Origin of the sequence: Streptomyces sp. V4I8 (assembly GCF_041261225.1) — a bacterium.
Classification (GTDB): domain Bacteria; phylum Actinomycetota; class Actinomycetes; order Streptomycetales; family Streptomycetaceae; genus Streptomyces.
Genome location: NZ_JBGCCN010000001.1, coordinates 4,401,985 through 4,419,231, shown reverse-complemented (window position 1 = coordinate 4,419,231; position 17,247 = coordinate 4,401,985). Strand labels below are relative to the sequence as shown.

General features: G+C 71.4%; 13 protein-coding genes. 10 read left to right on the top strand and 3 right to left on the bottom strand.

Going from position 1 to position 17,247, the window contains the following annotated elements:
* Positions 1 to 20: 20 nt before the first annotated feature.
* Both ABIE67_RS19975 and ABIE67_RS19970 read right to left on the bottom strand, forming a co-directional pair.
* The gene (locus ABIE67_RS19975; protein ID WP_370259195.1) at positions 21 to 1,703 is read right to left on the bottom strand and encodes a penicillin-binding transpeptidase domain-containing protein; all 1,683 of its coding nucleotides are present in this window, start codon (positions 1,701 to 1,703) and stop codon (positions 21 to 23) included.
* 102 nt (positions 1,704 to 1,805) lie between these two features.
* A complete protein-coding gene (locus tag ABIE67_RS19970; protein ID WP_370259194.1) occupies positions 1,806 to 3,446 on the bottom strand; it encodes a penicillin-binding transpeptidase domain-containing protein in 1,641 nt (546 codons plus the stop codon).
* Between the two features lie 232 nt (positions 3,447 to 3,678).
* Here ABIE67_RS19970 and ABIE67_RS19965 point away from each other — a divergent pair, with 232 nt between their 5' ends.
* On the top strand, positions 3,679 to 4,245 hold the full coding sequence (locus ABIE67_RS19965; protein ID WP_370259193.1) for a hypothetical protein: 567 nt from the start codon (positions 3,679 to 3,681) through the stop codon (positions 4,243 to 4,245).
* Here the strand turns inward: ABIE67_RS19965 and ABIE67_RS19960 are convergent.
* Positions 4,242 to 5,984: a dolichyl-phosphate-mannose--protein mannosyltransferase gene (locus ABIE67_RS19960; RefSeq protein ID WP_370259192.1), complete on the bottom strand. Its 1,743-nt coding sequence runs from the start codon at positions 5,982 to 5,984 to the stop codon at positions 4,242 to 4,244. The genes ABIE67_RS19965 and ABIE67_RS19960 overlap by 4 nt on opposite strands.
* Positions 5,985 to 6,046: 62 nt before the next feature.
* Between ABIE67_RS19960 and rsmI the strand changes: the two genes are divergently transcribed.
* The 9 genes from rsmI (at position 6,047) to ABIE67_RS19915 (ending at position 17,245) form a co-directional block, all read left to right on the top strand.
* On the top strand, positions 6,047 to 6,895 hold the full coding sequence (rsmI, locus tag ABIE67_RS19955) for a 16S rRNA (cytidine(1402)-2'-O)-methyltransferase (RefSeq protein WP_370259191.1): 849 nt from the start codon (positions 6,047 to 6,049) through the stop codon (positions 6,893 to 6,895).
* Between the two features lie 190 nt (positions 6,896 to 7,085).
* Positions 7,086 to 7,496: a hypothetical protein gene (locus ABIE67_RS19950; protein WP_370259190.1), complete on the top strand. Its 411-nt coding sequence runs from the start codon at positions 7,086 to 7,088 to the stop codon at positions 7,494 to 7,496.
* 62 nt (positions 7,497 to 7,558) lie between these two features.
* Positions 7,559 to 8,440 (top strand): TatD family hydrolase, encoded by an 882-nt coding sequence (locus ABIE67_RS19945; RefSeq protein ID WP_370259189.1) that lies wholly within the window; start codon positions 7,559 to 7,561, stop codon positions 8,438 to 8,440.
* A gap of 140 nt (positions 8,441 to 8,580) precedes the next feature.
* Positions 8,581 to 10,011: a ubiquitin-like domain-containing protein gene (locus ABIE67_RS19940; protein WP_370259188.1), complete on the top strand. Its 1,431-nt coding sequence runs from the start codon at positions 8,581 to 8,583 to the stop codon at positions 10,009 to 10,011.
* 53 nt (positions 10,012 to 10,064) lie between these two features.
* The gene (rsmA, locus tag ABIE67_RS19935) at positions 10,065 to 10,931 is read left to right on the top strand and encodes a 16S rRNA (adenine(1518)-N(6)/adenine(1519)-N(6))-dimethyltransferase RsmA (protein WP_370259187.1); all 867 of its coding nucleotides are present in this window, start codon (positions 10,065 to 10,067) and stop codon (positions 10,929 to 10,931) included.
* On the top strand, positions 10,932 to 11,846 hold the full coding sequence (locus ABIE67_RS19930) for a 4-(cytidine 5'-diphospho)-2-C-methyl-D-erythritol kinase (protein WP_370259186.1): 915 nt from the start codon (positions 10,932 to 10,934) through the stop codon (positions 11,844 to 11,846).
* 193 nt (positions 11,847 to 12,039) lie between these two features.
* On the top strand, positions 12,040 to 13,161 hold the full coding sequence (locus ABIE67_RS19925) for an N-acetylmuramoyl-L-alanine amidase (RefSeq protein WP_370259185.1): 1,122 nt from the start codon (positions 12,040 to 12,042) through the stop codon (positions 13,159 to 13,161).
* A gap of 136 nt (positions 13,162 to 13,297) precedes the next feature.
* Positions 13,298 to 15,112 (top strand): ABC-F family ATP-binding cassette domain-containing protein, encoded by a 1,815-nt coding sequence (locus ABIE67_RS19920; protein WP_370259184.1) that lies wholly within the window; start codon positions 13,298 to 13,300, stop codon positions 15,110 to 15,112.
* Positions 15,113 to 15,460: 348 nt separating this feature from the next.
* Positions 15,461 to 17,245 carry a PQQ-binding-like beta-propeller repeat protein gene (locus tag ABIE67_RS19915; RefSeq protein WP_370259183.1) on the top strand — a complete coding sequence of 595 codons (1,785 nt, stop codon included), beginning with the start codon at positions 15,461 to 15,463 and terminating at the stop codon, positions 17,243 to 17,245.
* Positions 17,246 to 17,247 lie beyond the last annotated feature (2 nt).

Genomic DNA, 17,247 nt, shown 5'->3' with positions numbered 1-17,247 from the left:
GCGACTCGGCCGCCCGACTCTCAGCCGCCCAGCTTCAGCAGCTCCGCCACGATCGGTCCCGCCGTGTCGCCGCCGTGGCCGCCCGCCTGGACCACGCCCGCTGCCGCCAGGTCGTTGCGGTAGGCGGTGAACCAGCCGTTCGGCTTCTTCTGGCCGTCGACCTCCGCCGAGCCGGTCTTCGCGCCGACGTCGCCGGTGACCCCGGACATCGCCTCGGCCGCCGTGCCGTAGGCCGCCGTGTAGGCCATCAGCTCGCGCACCTGGGAGAGCGCGGACGCGGACAGGGAGCGGGAGGCGGTGGCGAGGGTGCGGTTGTCGACCGTCGGAGCCACCAGGTAGGGCTGCTTGAAGGTGCCCGTCTTGATCGTCGCCGAGACCGACGCCATGTTCAGCGGGTTCATCCGCACACCGCCCTGGCCGATGAGCGAGGCCGCCATCTGGGCCTGCGACTGGACCGGGACGGAGCCGTCGAAGGTCGGGATGCCGACGGACCAGTTGTTCAGCGACAGGCCGAAGACCTGCTGGGCCTCCTGGGTCAGGCTGTCGTTGTCCAGCTCGGGGGCCTGGCTGATGAAGGCCGTGTTGCAGGAGCGGGCGAAGCTCGCCTTGAAGGTGCCGCCCTTGATCTCGAACTTGTCGTCGTTCTGGAACTTCCAGCCGCCGTACGTGAAGTACTTGGGGCAGGGGTGCTGCTTGTCCGCCGACGCGAGGCCCTTCTCGATCAGCAGCGACGAGGTGATGACCTTCATCGTGGAGCCGGGGGCGAGGGAGCCCTGGAAGGCGGTGTTGAAGCCGTGCGAGGAGTTCGCCACGGCCAGGATCTCGCCGGTCGAGGGACGCAGGACGACCACCGACGCCCTGGACTTCGCGGCCACCTGCTTCTCCGCGGCGGCCTGCAGCGCCGGGCTCAGCGTCGTCTTCACCGTGCCCGGGGTGCCCTCGCTCAGCTCCAGCAGGGTCTTGTCGGACAGTTCGGCCTTCTGGGACTCCTTGCCCCGGACCACCTGGAGCTCGACGCCCGCCTTGCCGCCGGCCTTCTCGCCGTACTTCTCGCGCAGCCCGTCGAGGACGGAGCCCAGCGACGGGTACTCCTCCGCCGTCAGCTCGCCGCCGTCCCGGTCCAGGGCCTTGACCGGCGGGGTGCCGGACTCGCCGGTGACGAGGGTGTCGCCGTCCTTCAGGTCGGGGTGGACGATCGCGGAGTGCCACTCGACGAGCGGCTTGCCGTCCTCGGCCCGCCGCACGACCGTCAGCGAACTTTCGTACCCCAGCGGCTTGGTGGTGCCCTTGTACGAGACCGTGCCCTTCACGGAGAAGGGGACCTTGTCGCCGGTGCGGGTGCCGGCGGTGAGGGTGACGTCCTTGATGTGGGCGTCCTTGGTGTAGCCGGTCAGCAGGGTCCTGGCGGCGGGAGTGTCGTCCGTGGCGGCGGCCGCCTCGGTCACCTCGCCCTGCTGCCAGGCGGTGAGGAACCGGCGGGCCGCGGCCGTGACCTCGGTCGCCGACAGGGGGCCGGTCTTGACGTCCTTCCCCTTGTCGTCGGCGCTCGCCGACGTCGACTGCGCACGGCTGTCGGCGACGGCCCCGCCGCCGAACAGCGCGTAGGCGCCGAACCCGGCGCCGCCGACGACCACGGCGATCATCCCGCCGAGCACTGCGGGGTTGGTCTTCCGTCGCTCAGCGACGCGCCCTCTGTTGCCCACTGCTTTCCGTTCCCTCGCGTATTCCAGGGCCCCCCGCCCCGCCGACCTCACGCATACCAACGACGAGGACCACCCTAGAGTCCCGTGCCGCGGGGGATGAGTTCAGCCGGACGCTCGTAGCACGGCTGCGACAATCGGCCCCGCCGCGTCGCTGCCGTGGCCGCCCTGCTGGGCCATGGCCGCGGCCGCCACATCATCGCGGAACCCGGTGAACCAGCTGTCGGAGGTGGCCTCTCCGTCGACCTCGGCGGAGCCGGTCTTGGCGCCGATGTCACCGCTGAGCCCGGACATCACCCGCACGGCGGTGCCCTGGGCCGAGGTCGCGGTCAGCCGCATCATCTGCTTCAGCTGGGCGGCGGTGCCGGCCCGCAGCCCGTCGGCGGTGGCGAACGGCCGCTCGTCGAGGTCGCGCGCGACCAGATACGGCTGCCGGAACGTACCCGTGATGGCGGTGGCCGTCACCGACGCCATGTTCAGCGGGTTCATCTGGACCTGGCCCTGGCCGATGGCGTTGGCCGCGCGGTCCGGGCCGGTGGAGGCGGGGACGCTGCCGTCGACGGAGCTGATGCCGGTCTTCCAGTCGCGGCCGAGCCCGAACCGCTCCTCGGCCTCCTGAGTCAGCGAGGCGTCCGTGAGCGGGTCCTCGTCGACGAGCTTGATGAAAGCCGTGTTGCAGGAGCGCATGAAGCCGGCCGCGAGGGTGGCGTTCGCGCTCTCGTCCGGCTTCATGCCGGTGAGGTTCTTGAAGGTCTGGCTCTGCCAGGTCGCCGTGGCCGGGCAGGGCGCCGGACCGTTCATCGAGGTCACGCCGTTGTCGATCAGCATGGCGGCGGTGATGATCTTCATCGTGGAGCCGGGCGGGACGCGTCCCTCGAAGGCCGCGTTGAAGGCGTCGTCACGGTGGTTGGCCACGGCCAGCACCTCGCCGGTGCTCGGCTTGACGGCCACCACCGAGGACTGGTCGTACTGCTTGACCGCCTTCTCGGCCGCCGCCTGCACGCTCGCGCTGAGCGTCGTCTCCAGCCTGCCGGGCTTGCCCTTCGCGAGGGTCAGCAGCGAGGTGTCCGGCGACTCGTCGGCGTGCCGGATCGCCAGCTCGATACCGGGGGAGCCGCCCGCCTTGCTGCCGTATCGGTCGCGCAGGGTGTCCAGGACCGGGCCGAGGGAGGGGTACTTCTCCTTCGTCAGCACGGTGCCGTTCCGGTCGACGGCCTCGATGGGCGGAGCCGCCGCCTCGCCGGTGACGAGGCGGTCGTCCTTCTGCAACTGCGGGTGGATCACGGTCGGTTGCCAGTCGACCAGGGCCCGCCCGGTGGTGAGGCCGCGCACCACCTTGAGCTCGCTCTTGTAGGTCAGCGGCTTGGACTTGCCGTCGTAGGTGACCTTCGCGCTCACGCTGAAGGGCACGTCGGCGCCGGTCGCCTTGCCGGGCGTGATCTTCACGCCGGTGATGTGGGCGCCCTCGCTGAAGGACCTCAGCATCGGCGCGGCGGCCGCGTCGTTGTTCGTGTACGCCGCCGCCTGAGCCGCCTCCCCCTTCTCCCAGGCCGCGAAGAACTTCGCCGTGGTCTCCTCGACCTCGTCGGCACTCGGCGGCCCGGACCGCACCGGCGCCGGCCCGCTCGCACCGGTCGCCCCACCGCCGTTCAGCGCCGACATGATGTTGTACGCGCCGTATCCGGCACCGCCCACCATCACGGCGAACACCCCGCCTATGACGGCGGCCTTGACCCCCTTGGACATGGTCCCCTCCCCCGTTTTCGTCCACCGCACTGTAAGTGGCGTGGGGGATAACTGGGGGAGCTGTTTTCTTTTGTTGTCCGAATGAGTGACCGATTCTTGGCCGAACGAACGACACGTTGGCCTTTGTCAAGCCCCGAAATGCAGTGCCGTGACGTGGATCGACGGGCGGGGCGCAATGGAGGCAGGGGGTGCCACGGCGGTGTGGCACCCGGTGAGCCAAGGAGTGAGCGAGATGCTGAGCAGCCCTGAGCGGCCCTGGATATGGCGGATATGGCGGGCGTTGCCGGCGGTCTTGCGCCGACGCGTCGCAACACGGGCCTCGCTGCTCTGGCTGCTCGCCACCGCTGCCTTGTTCGTGACGTGTCTCGCCTCGTTCCTGGTGTGGGTCGCGGACGACCGTTCCGCCACCCTTGCGCCGGCCAGCGGCAATCATGAGAGCGCGCGGCCCGGTGATCCCGCGGAGGAAGAGTCGAACGACGAGGCGCCCCCGGAGGATGACACCACGACCGGGGAGGCCCCGGAGGATGACACCACGACTGGGGAGGCCCCGGAGGATGACACCACGACCGACGAGGCCCCGGAGGAAGAGTCGGCGTCTGAGGAGCGCACGCCGGCCCCGCCGAGTGTCCTGCCGATCGTGGTCTCCGGGGTGTCCGGCGTCGGTGGGCTGCTGAGTGGTGTCGCGGCGATGATCACTGTGCGGCAAGCCGCTGCGCAGCAGGCTCCGGGATGCACGCACGGGGGGCGGCTCCCGGAGCACCGGCAGCTCGATCGAGATGGTGCCTGCCGACGCGGCTAGACCCAGGTGTCCAGCCACATCCGCGACCGCCACTGGTCTATCGGGATCGCCGTCCCCGTGTAGATCGGCCAGAAGTAGATGAAGTTCCAGGCGATCAGCAGGACCAGCACGCCCGCGCCCGTGGCCCCGGCCACCCGGCGGGTGTCGGTGGAGCCGGGTGGGCCGATGATCGCGCCCAGGAGCATGGCGACGGCGAGGCAGAGGAACGGCAGGAAGACGACGGCGTAGAAGAAGAAGATGGTGCGTTCCTGGTAGAGGAACCAGGGGAGGTAGCCGGCCGCGACACCGCAGGCGATGGCCCCGGCCCGCCAGTCGCGGCGGAAGGCCCAGCGCCACAGGACGTACAGGACCGCGAAGGCGGCCACCCACCACAGCAGCGGGGTCCCGATCGCCAGCACCTCGCGCGCGCACTTCTCGCCCGCGTCGACGGGGCAGCCGTCCTTGCCGGGCGCGGGGGACTCGTAGAAGTACGAAACCGGGCGGCCGACGACGATCCAGCTCCACGGGTTGGACTGGTAGGTGTGCGGGGACGACAGGCCGACGTGGAACTCGTACACCTGATGCTCGTAGTGCCACAGGCTCAGCCACCAGTCGGGGAACAGCCACGACCAGCTGCTGCCGCGGCCGTCGGCGCTCGCCCAGTCGCGGTAGTAGCCGCCGCTGCCGTCCGTCGGGGAGAGGATCCAGCCGGTCCACGAGGCGATGTAGGTGAAGATCGCCACCGGCACGGTCGCCAGGAAGGCGAGGCCCAGGTCGTGCTTGAGGACCGCCGTGTAGGGGTGGCGGGCACCGGCGACCTTGCGGGCGCCGACGTCCCAGAGGACCGTCATCAGGCCGAACGCGACCAGGAAGTACAGGCCGTTCCACTTGGTGCCGATGGCCAGGCCCAGCATCAGACCGGCCGTCCAGCGCCAGGGGCGCCACCCCAGACGCAGGGTCTCGGCGAGGTCCGCGTCGGGGCGGACCCGCCCGTCGGGGTCGGCCGGCAGCGCGGCGGCGAGTCTCGCGCGTGCCCGGTCCCGGTCGAGGACGAGACAGCCGAACGCCGCCAGCACGAAGAACATCAGCACCCCGTCGAGCAGCGAGGTGCGCGCCATCACGAAGGCCAGCCCGTCCACCGCCATCAGCGTGCCCGCGAGGCAGCCGAGGAAGGTCGAGCGGAAGATGCGGCGGCCGATGCGGCACAGCATCAGGACGGCCAGCGTCCCCAGCAGCGCGGTCATGAACCGCCAGCCGAACGGGTTGAACCCGAACATCAGCTCGCCCAGCCCGATGACGTACTTGCCGACCGGCGGGTGGACGACGTACGCCGCGTCCGTCGGGATCTTGACCTGGTCGCCGAGCCTGAGGACCAGGTCGTTGGCGTTCTTGTCCCAGTTGACCTCGAAACCGCGGTGGACGAGCGCCCAGGCGTCCTTGGCGTAGTACGTCTCGTCGAATATCACCGCCTTCGGGCTGCCCAGGTTCCAGAACCGCAGGACCCCGGCGAGCAGCGTCACCAGCAGCGGACCGCCCCAGCCCGACCAGCGCGCGATCCGCTCGGCGAGCGGCCGCGAGAGGCCGAGGAACTGCCACATCCGCGGGCTGGGCTGGACATACGGTGGCACGAGCCGGTCGCGGACGTCGCTTCTGGGCGTCGCCGTGTAGCCGAATCGGCGCAGCCGCTGCTGCCACGACGGTCGCTGCTCGTGGGTCGCCTGGCCCTGCCGGGTGTCCGTGGAGGACGCGGTACTGGTCACCGCGCCATCGTAGGGAACACGTCTGTGACAGTCGCGTGGATGCGCCCTGCGAGGATGGAAACGTGACAGGAACCCTTGTTTTGGCAGGCACCCCCATCGGCGACGTCAAGGACGCCCCGCCCCGGCTGGTCGAGGAGCTCACCGGTGCGGATGTGATCGCCGCCGAGGACACCCGCCGGCTCAAGCGCCTCACCCAGGCGCTGGACGTGCAGCCGACGGGGCGGGTCGTGTCGTACTTCGAGGGGAACGAGGCCGCGCGGACACCCGAGCTGGTCGAGGCGCTGCTGGCGGGCTCGCGGGTGCTGCTGGTGACGGACGCCGGGATGCCGTCGGTGTCCGATCCCGGGTACCGGCTGGTCGCGGCCGCGGTGGAGAAGGACGTCAAGGTCACCGCGGTGCCGGGGCCGTCCGCGGTGCTGACCGCGCTCGCCCTGTCCGGGCTGCCCGTCGACCGGTTCTGCTTCGAGGGCTTCCTGCCGCGGAAGGCGGGGGAGCGGCTGTCGCGGCTCAGGGAGGTGGACCGGGAGCGGCGGACGCTCGTCTACTTCGAGGCCCCGCACCGGCTCGACGACACCCTCGCCGCGATGGCCGAGGTCTTCGGCGCCGAGCGGCGGGCCGCCGTGTGCCGGGAGCTGACCAAGACGTACGAGGAGGTCAGGCGCGGCGGGCTGGGGGAGCTCGCGGCCTGGGCGGCCGAGGGGGTGCGCGGGGAGATCACCGTGGTCGTCGAGGGGGCGCCGGAGAAGGGGGCCGAGGAGGTCGACGCAGCCGAGCTGGTGCGGCGGGTTCGCGTGCGCGAAGAGGCGGGGGAGCGGCGCAAGGAGGCCATCGCGGCGGTGGCGGCGGACGCCGGAGTGCCGAAGCGCGAGGTCTTCGACGCCGTGGTGGCGGCGAAGAACGCGGGGGCGTGAAACGCCGTGTGAGCAGGGCGTATATCGCATGAGCGTGCGCCCCATGCGGGGGTAAAGGGACCCGGGCCTTTCGGCAAGGAACGTCCAAGTCGCCCCCAACACTGGACAGATGACGTGCGTTCGCTCCTGCGGAGGAGTCCACTGGGTCGTGGGACGCAACCCGTCCCACCAGCGGACCACAGGAGCTGGCATGAGTGAGATCGCACAGCCGACCACGGGCCTTCGCAGCGCCGCGACCGCCGTCGTCCACGAGTCGTATTCGTTCGCCTGCATGCGCTGCGGGCATGGCTGGGAGCAGTCGTACGAGATAGAGCACCACATAGACGGTGACGGCCACGAGTTCGTCATGTACGTGGCGGACGGTCAGGTGGTTCCCTCCCCGCTGAGCCGCCCCACATGTCAGAACTGCGACGGCCAAATCGTACGGATCATGCGCCCCGGCCAGGTGTCCTCGGTGCAGAACTCCCTGCACCGCCCGCGCCCGATCCCGGGCCAGTCGACGGCGGAGCCGGGGTCGGACCCGGAGTCGCCGACCGCCGAGCCGCACCACCACTGGCATCTGTCCGATCTCCTGCACGTCTTCCACCGCAAGGCGAGCTGAGCCGAGCGCCGGCCGAGAAGGCCGCCCCGTTCGAAGGCATGCTCCTTTCGTAGGATCGGGGCATGCCTTCGAACGCCGCCGACAAGCACGCCGCCCCGCCGCTCCCGGAACCGCTCCGGGTGCCGGTCGCCGACTCGCACACCCACCTCGACATGCAGTCCGGCACGGTGGAGGAGGGTCTGGCCAAGGCGGCGTCGGTCGGGGTGACCACGGTCGTGCAGGTGGGCTGCGACGTACGCGGCTCCCAGTGGGCGGCCGAGACGGCGGCGCGGTACGACGCCGTGCACGCGACCGTCGCCCTGCACCCGAACGAGGCGCCGCGCATCGTGCACGGGGACCCCGACGGCTGGTCACGGCAGGGGGCCCGGGAGCCGGGCGGGGCGCGGGCACTCGACGAGGCGCTCGCCGAGATCGACCGGCTGGCCGCGCTGGAGCAGGTCCGGGGCGTCGGCGAGACCGGCCTCGACTACTTCCGCACCGGGCCGGAGGGCAAGGAGGCACAGGAGGCGTCCTTCCGCGCCCACATCGAGATCGCCAAGCGGCACGGCAAGGCCCTGGTGATCCACGACCGGGACGCCCACGCGGACGTGTTGCGCATCCTGAAGGAGGAGGGCGCGCCCGAGCGGACCGTCTTCCACTGTTACTCCGGGGACGCGGAGATGGCGGAGGTGTGTGCCGGCGCCGGCTACTACATGTCCTTCGCCGGCAACGTCACCTTCAAGAACGCCGGGAATCTGCGGGACGCGGTGGCGGTGGCCCCGCTGGAGCTGCTCCTCGTGGAGACCGACGCGCCCTTCCTCACGCCGGTGCCGTACCGCGGACGGCCCAACGCCCCTTATCTCATTCCGATCACGGTGCGCGCCATGGCCGCCGTGCGGGGCATCGACGAGGACGCGCTGGCGACGGCCCTCGGGACGAACACGGCACATGCCTTCGGCTACTGACGGATAACCGCCGCATAACGCTCGTAGGGGTCCCGTCGGATTCGTCGCGACTGTACGTAGCCGCGTCGCTTTGGAGAGTAATCACCGCTCCGCTAGGTTCTGGGGGCCCGAAACGGACCCATCCGCTGGAGCGTGTCGTCGTGAGCAACGCGCAGTTCGAGACGTATGGCCCGCGCCCGGCCCACGTGCCCCCGGGATACGGCGGCTTCGACCCGCACAGCGCTCAGGCGCTGGCGTACGGGGTGCCGACGGCGTACCAGACGCGGACGGACACCTACGCACCCGCATACGAGGGGCCCGGCGGGGACGACGGCTACGGGGGCTACGAGGGATACGGGGGGCGCGACGCCTACGGCCCGCACGACGACACGTACCAGCCCGCATATGAGGCGTCCGAGACGGCGTACGAGCCTGTTCCGCGCCCCCGCAGCGGCCGTCGCGCCGCGCACCGGCGCAGGGCGCGGCTCACCGAGCGGGGGGAGGGGCCCATGCGCCGCCTCGTCCCGCAGGCGCTGGTCGTCGCGTTCCTCGCGGGCGGGACGAGCGCCTTCGTCGCCAAGGACAAGGCGATCGAGCTGAGCGTCGACGGCAAGCCGCGCACCCTGCACACCTTCGCGGACGACGTGACCGAACTCCTGGAGGAGGAGGGCGTCGAGGTGGGCGCGCACGACGTCGTGGCGCCCGCTCCCGACGACGCGCTCACCAGCGGTGACAAGGTGGCGGTGCGCTACGGACGCCCCGTGCGGCTCACCCTCGACGGCCGGCGGCGCGAAGTATGGACGACGGAACGCACGGTGGAGGCGGCGCTCCGGCAGATCGGGGTGCGTGCGGAGGGGGCGTATGTCTCGACGTCGCGCTCCCGGCGCATCGGGCGTGCGGGGCTCGCGCTGGATGTGCGTACCGAGCGCGCCGTGACGATCATGGCGGACGGCCGGGCGCGCACCATCCGCACGAACGCCGCGACCGTGGGCGAGGTCGTGGAGCAGGCCGGCATCACACTGCGCGGCCAGGACACCACCTCCGTCCCGCTGGACAGCTTCCCGCGCGACGGACAAACGGTCACGGTCCTGCGGATCACCGGCCGGAAGGAGATCCACGACGAGGCGATCCAGTTCGCCGTGCAGCGGATCGAGGATCCCTCGGTGTTCAAGGGCACGGAGGTCGTCGAGCGGGCGGGGCAGCTGGGGCTGCGGCGGATCACGTACTCACTGCGCACGGTCAACGGCGTCAAGCAGAAGCCGCGGCGCCTCAGGTCCGAGGTGGTGCGCGAGCCGCAGACACAGGTCGTGAAGGTCGGGACCAAACCGCTGCCGACGTCCGTGCGCGCCGCGGGGGGCCTGAACTGGCAGGGCCTCGCGGCATGCGAGTCCGGGGGGCGGCCGGACGCGGTGGACTCGTCGGGGACGTACGGCGGGCTGTACCAGTTCGACACCCAGACCTGGCGCAACCTCGGCGGGAAGGGGCGCCCGCAGGACGCGCCGGCCGGGGAACAGACGATGCGGGCGAAGAAGCTCTACGTGCGCCAGGGGGCGAGTCCCTGGCCGCACTGCGGGGAGCGGTTGCACGGTTGAGGGCCGGCCACGGGCGGACGATCGCGCCCGGTGGCGCCCCGTACCCTTGTCGGGTGAGCAGCCCCACCCCCGACGCCCTCCTGGGCCCCGCCGACGTCCGTGAACTCGCGGCCGCCCTCGGCGTGCGTCCCACCAAGCAGCGCGGCCAGAACTTCGTGATCGACGCGAACACGGTCCGCCGTATCGTCCGCACCGCGGAGGTCCGCCCCGACGACGTGGTGGTGGAGGTCGGCCCGGGACTCGGCTCCCTCACACTCGCCCTGCTGGAGGTGGCCGACCGCGTCACCGCCGTCGAGATCGACGACGTCCTGGCCGCCGCGCTTCCCGCGACCATCGCGGCCCGTATGCCGGAGCGCGCCGACCGGTTCGCGCTGGTGCACTCCGACGCGATGCAGGTCGCCGCACTCCCGGGCCCGCCGCCCACGGCCCTCGTCGCCAACCTGCCCTACAACGTCGCCGTCCCCGTCCTCCTCCACATGCTCGAAACCTTCCCGAGCATCGAACGCACCCTCGTCATGGTGCAGTCGGAGGTCGCCGACCGGCTGGCCGCCCCGCCCGGCTCCAAGGTGTACGGCGTGCCGTCCGTGAAGGCCAACTGGTACGCCGACGTCAAGCGGGCCGGTGCCATCGGGCGCACCGTCTTCTGGCCCGCCCCGAACGTCGACAGCGGACTGGTCTCCCTGACCCGGCGCACCGAGCCGCTCAAGACCACCGCCTCCCGGCGCGAGGTCTTCGCCGTCATCGACGCGGCCTTCGCCCAGCGCCGCAAGACGCTGCGCGCCGCACTCGCCGGATGGGCGGGTTCGGCGGCTGCCGCCGAGGCGGCCCTCGTCGCGGCCGGCGTCTCGCCGCAGGCACGCGGCGAGGCCCTGACGGTCGAGGAGTTCGCGCGCATCGCCGAGCACAAGGAGTCCGAGTAAGTGAGCGCGAGCGTCGCCGTCCGCGTCCCCGCCAAGGTCAACGTCCAGCTCGCGGTGGGCGCCGCCCGTCCCGACGGGTTCCATGACCTGGCCAATGTCTTTCTCGCCGTGGGCCTGTACGACGAGGTCACGGTGACCCCGGCCGACGAACTGCGCGTGACGTGCGAGGGGCCGGACGCCGGCCAGGTGCCGCTCGACCGTACGAACCTGGCGGCGCGGGCGGCGATCGCCCTCGCCGAGCGCCATGGCATCGACCCGGCCGTGCACCTCCACATCGCCAAGGACATCCCGGTCGCCGGCGGCATGGCCGGCGGCAGCGCGGACGGCGCGGGCGCGCTCCTCGCCTGCGACGCGCTGTGGGGCACGCACGCCTCCCGCGAGGAACTCCTCGACATCTGCGCCGAGTTGGGCAGCGACGTGCCGTTCAGCCTGGTCGGCGGCGCGGCCCTCGGCACCGGGCGGGGCGAGCGGCTCCGTACGCTCGACGTGGGCGGCGACTTCCACTGGGTCTTCGCCATGGCCGACCGGGGCCTGTCCACCCCCGCCGTCTTCCGTGAGTTCGACCGGCTCGGCGAGGGCACCGGCATCCCCGAGCCCGTCGCCTCCCAGCCGCTGCTCGACGCCCTCGCGAAGGGCGACCCGGACGCGCTCGCCGCCGCCGTCTCCAACGACCTCCAGCCCGCCGCGCTCTCCCTCTTCCCGGAACTCGCCGACACCCTCGCCGCCGGCCGCGCCGCCGGTGCGCTCACCGCCCTGGTCTCCGGCTCGGGCCCGACGACGGCGTTTCTCGCCCGCGACCCCGAGTCGGCGGCGGAGGTGGCCGAGACCCTGCGGTCGTCCGGCACCTGTCGCGCGGTCCGCACGGCGTCCGGGCCCGCGCCGGGCGCCACGGTCGTGCGGGTCAGCGGAGCGTGACGCCCTACTCACAAGTACGGGTTCTTTGCCCGATCTTCACACGAAGGTACTGCCAACGCAGTACGTGTGAGGCGGTTGGGGCGGCTAGGGTCATTTGACGTTTCAAGCGTCGCCACCCGTCAGCGGCCCCCCGGCTGACCTCCGTGTGCCCGGCGCTTCCCCGTCAAGTGCACTTCTGGAAGGGGACACTTCCGTGTCCGAATCCCCCACCCCCGCCCAGCCGTCTCACCGTAGAAAGCGCTCCCTGTCCCGCCGCGGCATGATCGCCGTGGGCGGCGCGGTGGCCGCCGGAGCCGCGGTCACGCCCATGGTGTTCGCGGCCACCGACTCCGGCGAGACGGACAACTCCGCGTCCGGCTCCGGTGATTCCGGTACGACGCCGGAGAAGTTCCCCGCCACCCGGACCGAGGCCGCCACCGGCACCGGCGCGGCCACCACCGCCTTCGCTGCCTCCTATGTCGGGGTGCGCTGGTCCGGCGCCGAGGAGGGCGCCGCCATCCGGCTCGCGGACGGTGGCTGGCAGAACCTGACGAGCGGCTGCGCGACGGTCGAGAACGGCGGCACCGCCCTGGTCGCGGCCGGCAACGCCACCGCGTACGAGGTGAAGGCCCCCAGCGGCATCGACGGCGTGCACTCGCTGGCGATCGACACCACCGACGGCCCGAACCGCACCGTCCAGGTGCCGAGCGAGCCCACCCGGGTGCGTGGCGTCGGCTACCTCTCGCGCGCGGCCTGGGGCGCCGACGAGTCCAAGCGGTTCAAGGCGGACGGCTCGGTCAACTCGCCGGAGACGTACTACCCGTTCCAGATCATCACGGTCCACCACACCGCGACGCCGAACGACGACCCCGACCCGGCCGCGACGGTACGCGCGATCTACGAGTACCACGCGATCACCAACGACTGGGGCGACATCGGCTACCACTTCCTCATCGACGAGGCCGGCGCCGTCTACGAGGGCCGCTACTCCGGCGACGACGGCATCCCCGCCTTCAACCCCGACGGCGACCTCGTCACCGGCTTCCACTCCGTGGGCTACAACTCCGGCGCCCTCGGCATCGCCCTGATCGGCAACCTCGACCAGCAGGCCCCCACGGACGCGGCCAAGGCCTCCCTGATCCGCCTGATCAAGGTCATAGCCCGGTTCAAGGGCCTGGACCCGCAGGCCCAGGTCACGTACACCAACCCGGTCAACGGCACGAAGAAGGACACCCACACCGTCGGCGGCCACCGCGACTACTTCGCCACCGAGTGCCCCGGCCAGGTCATGTACGACCTCCTCGCCGAGGTCCGTGCGGCGGCCGCCCGCCGCTGACGTCGAGCACGCCGACGCACCCCGGGGACGACAGGGGATCCCCGGGGCGCACCCGTGTCCGGGAATCCCTGCGGACGGGGCTGTCGGTCGGCGCGACTACCCTGGAGGGTCGATCGTCCCCCTGGGCAGGAGAGAAATGGCCGTCAATCTGGTCAATGTCGAGAACGTCAGCAAGGTGTACGGCACCCGTGCCCTGCTCGACGGTGTGTCGCTCGGCGTCTCCGAGGGGGACCGCATCGGCGTCGTCGGGCGCAACGGCGACGGCAAGACGACCCTGATCCGCATGCTCGCCAAGCTGGAGGAGGCCGACACCGGCCGGGTCACGCACTCCGGCGGGCTCCGGCTCGGCGTGCTCACCCAGCACGACTCGCTCGACCCCGAGGCGACCGTCCGGCACGAGGTCATCCGGGACATGGCCGACCACGAGTGGGCCGGCAACGCCAAGGTCAGGGACGTGCTGACCGGGCTCTTCGGCGGTCTCGACCTGCCCGGGTTCCCGCAGGGCCTCGACACCGTCATCGGCCCGCTGTCCGGTGGCGAACGGCGGCGGATCGCGCTCGCCAAGCTCCTCATCGAGGAGCAGGACCTGATCGTCCTCGACGAGCCCACCAACCACCTCGACGTCGAGGGCATCGCCTGGCTCGCCCAGCACCTGCGCGAGCGGCGCTCGGGGCTCGTGTGCGTCACCCACGACCGCTGGTTCCTCGACCAGGTCTGCACGCGCATGTGGGACGTGCAGCGCGGTGACGTCTACGAGTACGAGGGCGGCTACTCGGACTACGTCTTCGCCCGCGCCGAGCGCGAGCGCATCGCCGCCACCGAGGAGGTCAAGCGGCAGAACCTCGTCCGCAAGGAGCTGGCCTGGCTGCGGCGCGGCGCCCCCGCGCGGACGTCCAAGCCGCGCTTCCGGGTCGAGGCCGCCAACGAGCTCATCGCCGACGTGCCGCCGCCCCGGGACAGCAGCGAGCTGATGAAGTTCGCCTCGTCCCGGCTCGGGAAGACCGTCTTCGACCTGGAGGACATCACCGTCCAGGCCGGGCCCAAGGTGCTGCTCAAGCATGTGACCTGGCAGCTCGGCCCCGGCGACCGGATCGGTCTCGTCGGGGTCAACGGAGCCGGCAAGACGTCCCTGCTGCGGGCGATGGCCGAGGCGGCCCGGACGGAGGGCGAGACGCAGCCGGCCGGCGGGCGGATCGCCGTCGGAAAGACCGTCAAGCTCGCCTACCTCTCCCAGGAGGTCGACGAACTCGACCCGAACTGGCGGGTGCTGGAAGCCGTCCAGGCGGTCCGCGAGCGCGTCGACCTGGGCAAGGGGCGCGAGATGACCGCCGGTCAGCTGTGCGAGACGTTCGGGTTCGGCAAGGAGAAGCAGTGGACGCCGGTCGGGGACCTCTCGGGTGGTGAGCGGCGCCGGCTCCAGATCCTCCGGCTCCTGATGGACGAGCCCAACGTCCTCTTCCTCGACGAGCCCACCAACGACCTCGACATCGAGACCCTCACCCAGCTGGAGGACGTCCTCGACGGCTGGCCCGGCTCGATGATCGTCATCTCCCACGACCGGTTCTTCATCGAGCGCACCACGGACCGGGTGTTCGCCCTGCTCGGCGACGCCACCCTGCGGATGCTGCCGCGCGGCATCGACGAGTACCTGGAGCGCCGCCACCGGATGGAGGCCCAGGTCGCCGCCTCCGCGGCGGCGTCCGCTCCGGCCGCGCAGAAGGTCGTACCGGAGAAGAGCGCCGCGGATGTGCGTGCCGCGAAGAAGGAGTTGCAGAAGATCGAGCGGCAGCTCGACAAGCTCTCCGAGAAGGAGACCAAGCTGCACGCGCAGATCGCCGAGAACGCCACCGACTTCGGCAAGGTCGCCGAACTCGACGCGGAACTGCGCGACTTGGCCGGCCAGCGGGACGAGCTGGAGCTGCGCTGGCTGGAACTTGCGGAGGACGCGTAGGGGCTCCGCTGGTTGAGCCGATTTGCGGTTCCGCCGCGGGGGTGTGTGTGCGTCGGCGGCCGCGGCGCCGTCGTGGCTGGTCGCGCCCACGCGGCGGAGCCGCACATCGATACAGCCCCGCGCCCCTTCACCGGGGCGCTGCGCGCCCCTGGTGAAGGGGGTGTGAAGGCGCATAACGAGGGCATCACGGGGCGGTTCTCCCTTGGGAACAGGGGTGGATGGGGGCCGGTGGGGTGTCGGGGGTGAGTGATAGAAAGGCCGCTTGAGAACAGTCTGAGAACTGCTGGTGTGGCGGAAACGCAACGGCACAGGACGTGGCACCACACCGGTCACGAGGGGGAACCGCTCATGAGCCAGCCGCCCAACCAGCCGCCCCAGGGCGGCTTCGGCGCACCGCAGGATCCGCGGCAGGGGGGCTTCGGCGCACCGCAGAGCCCGCCCCCGCCGCCGCAGGGCCCGCCCCAGACGCCGCCGCCCCCGCAGGGCCCGCCGCCCGCCGCCCCGCAGCCCGGTTACGGCTACCCGCAGCAGCCGGCCCCGCCGGCCCAGCCGGACGCCTACCCGCCCGGCCCGTACGGCCAGCCGCAGCAGCAGCCGGGACCGTACGGCTATCCGCAGCAGCCCGGCCCCTACGGCCAGCAGCCCGCCCAGGGTTACGGCTACCCGGCCCAGCCGCAGTACCCGGGCGCGCCCGGCGCCCCGCAGCCCGGCTCGCGCAACCCCTTCAAGGGCAAGCCCGCCCTCGCCATCGGTGCGGCGGTCGCGGCGCTGGTCGTCATCGGCGGTGTCGTGTTCGCGGTGACCAGCGGCGACGACGACCCGAAGAAGCCGATCGCCCAGGAGAGCGGCGACCCGAAGGGCTCCGAGTCCCCGACCGACGACCCCGACAACGGTGGTGGCGGCGCCGACCCGGAGAACCTCAACGGGGGCCGTGAGGCCGGCGATTCGAAGGTGCTCTGGTACAAGCCGGCGCCCGACGCGCCCGGTTCCGGTGCCGACGCGCCCGGCATGTGGATCACCGACAAGGCCGCCGTAAAGGCGGCGTACAAGCAGGTGTTCGCCTACAACGTCGGTGACGGCGAGGCCGCTTGGGATCCGATCTCCTTCCCGGAGAAGATCTGCTCGGTCACCCCGGAGAAGTCGTCCGACGACAAGATCGTCGTGGCGTACATGAGCGGCAGCAGCGACCGCGCCAAGTGCAACCAGCTCCAGCAGATCGACCTCAACACCGGTGCCAAGGGCTGGAAGGCCTCGGTCGCCAACGGCGCGCTGTTCGACAGCACGCTCGACGTCGAGCTGTCCATCACCGGAAAGACGCTGGTCGTGGGCCGCTCCCAGTCCGGCACCGCGTACGACGTCAACAGCGGCGAAAAGCTGTGGGACAAGAAGAGGTACGGCGACGCGTGCTTCCCGGACTCCTTCGCGGGCGGCGAGAAGCTGATCGCCGTGGCGGGCTGCAACGCCAGCCGCAGCAACGAGCACGACGAGGTGCAGGAGCTCGACCCGGCGACCGGCAAGGCCAAGTGGACCTGGGAGTTCGCCACGGGCTGGAAGGTCTCGCGCGTCTTCTCCGTCGACCCGCTGGTCATCTACAGCACCAACGAGGACAAGAAGCAGTGGAACATCTCCACCTTCGGGGCCGACGGCAAGCGCCGCTCGCAGGTCGACGTCCCCCTGGAGATCGGCGCCCAGTGCGGCTGGGCCATCCTCCAGCGTGACCTCCAGGGCTGCACCGGTGTGGCCGCCGACGCCGACACGCTCTACATGCCGACCAAGGCCACGACCGGCGCCAACGAGATCGTCGCGATCAACCTCGCCAACGGCAAGCAGAAGTGGCGTGTGAAGTCCCCGGCGGAGGAGTCGATGCTGCCGATCAAGGTCGAGGACGGCAAGCTCATCGCCTACGTCGAGCCGTCGTACGACGAGGGCGGCCAGGTCGTGTCCATCCCGGTCGGCGGCAGCAACCCCCAGCCGACGAAGCTGCTGCAGAACCCGGCGAGCGCCGGGGACGTGGAGCGAGGCTTCTTCACGAAGGCCTTCGACTGGGCCGACGGGCGCTTCTACCTCTCCAGCACCCGGCTGACCGGCAACGACGCCTCCGAGGAGAAGCTGATCCTCGCCTTCGGCAAGTGAGG

What these genes read in the sequence shown, in the direction of transcription:
- ABIE67_RS19915 (WP_370259183.1), top strand. Translation starts at nt 15,461, where the DNA reads ATGAGCCAGCCGCCCAACCAGCCGCCCCAGGGCGGCTTCGGCGCACCG.
- ABIE67_RS19965 (WP_370259193.1), top strand. Translation starts at nt 3,679, where the DNA reads ATGCTGAGCAGCCCTGAGCGGCCCTGGATATGGCGGATATGGCGGGCG.
- ABIE67_RS19950 (WP_370259190.1), top strand. Translation starts at nt 7,086, where the DNA reads ATGAGTGAGATCGCACAGCCGACCACGGGCCTTCGCAGCGCCGCGACC.
- ABIE67_RS19970 (WP_370259194.1), bottom strand. Translation starts at nt 3,446, where the DNA reads ATGTCCAAGGGGGTCAAGGCCGCCGTCATAGGCGGGGTGTTCGCCGTG.
- ABIE67_RS19920 (WP_370259184.1), top strand. Translation starts at nt 13,298, where the DNA reads ATGGCCGTCAATCTGGTCAATGTCGAGAACGTCAGCAAGGTGTACGGC.
- ABIE67_RS19945 (WP_370259189.1), top strand. Translation starts at nt 7,559, where the DNA reads ATGCCTTCGAACGCCGCCGACAAGCACGCCGCCCCGCCGCTCCCGGAA.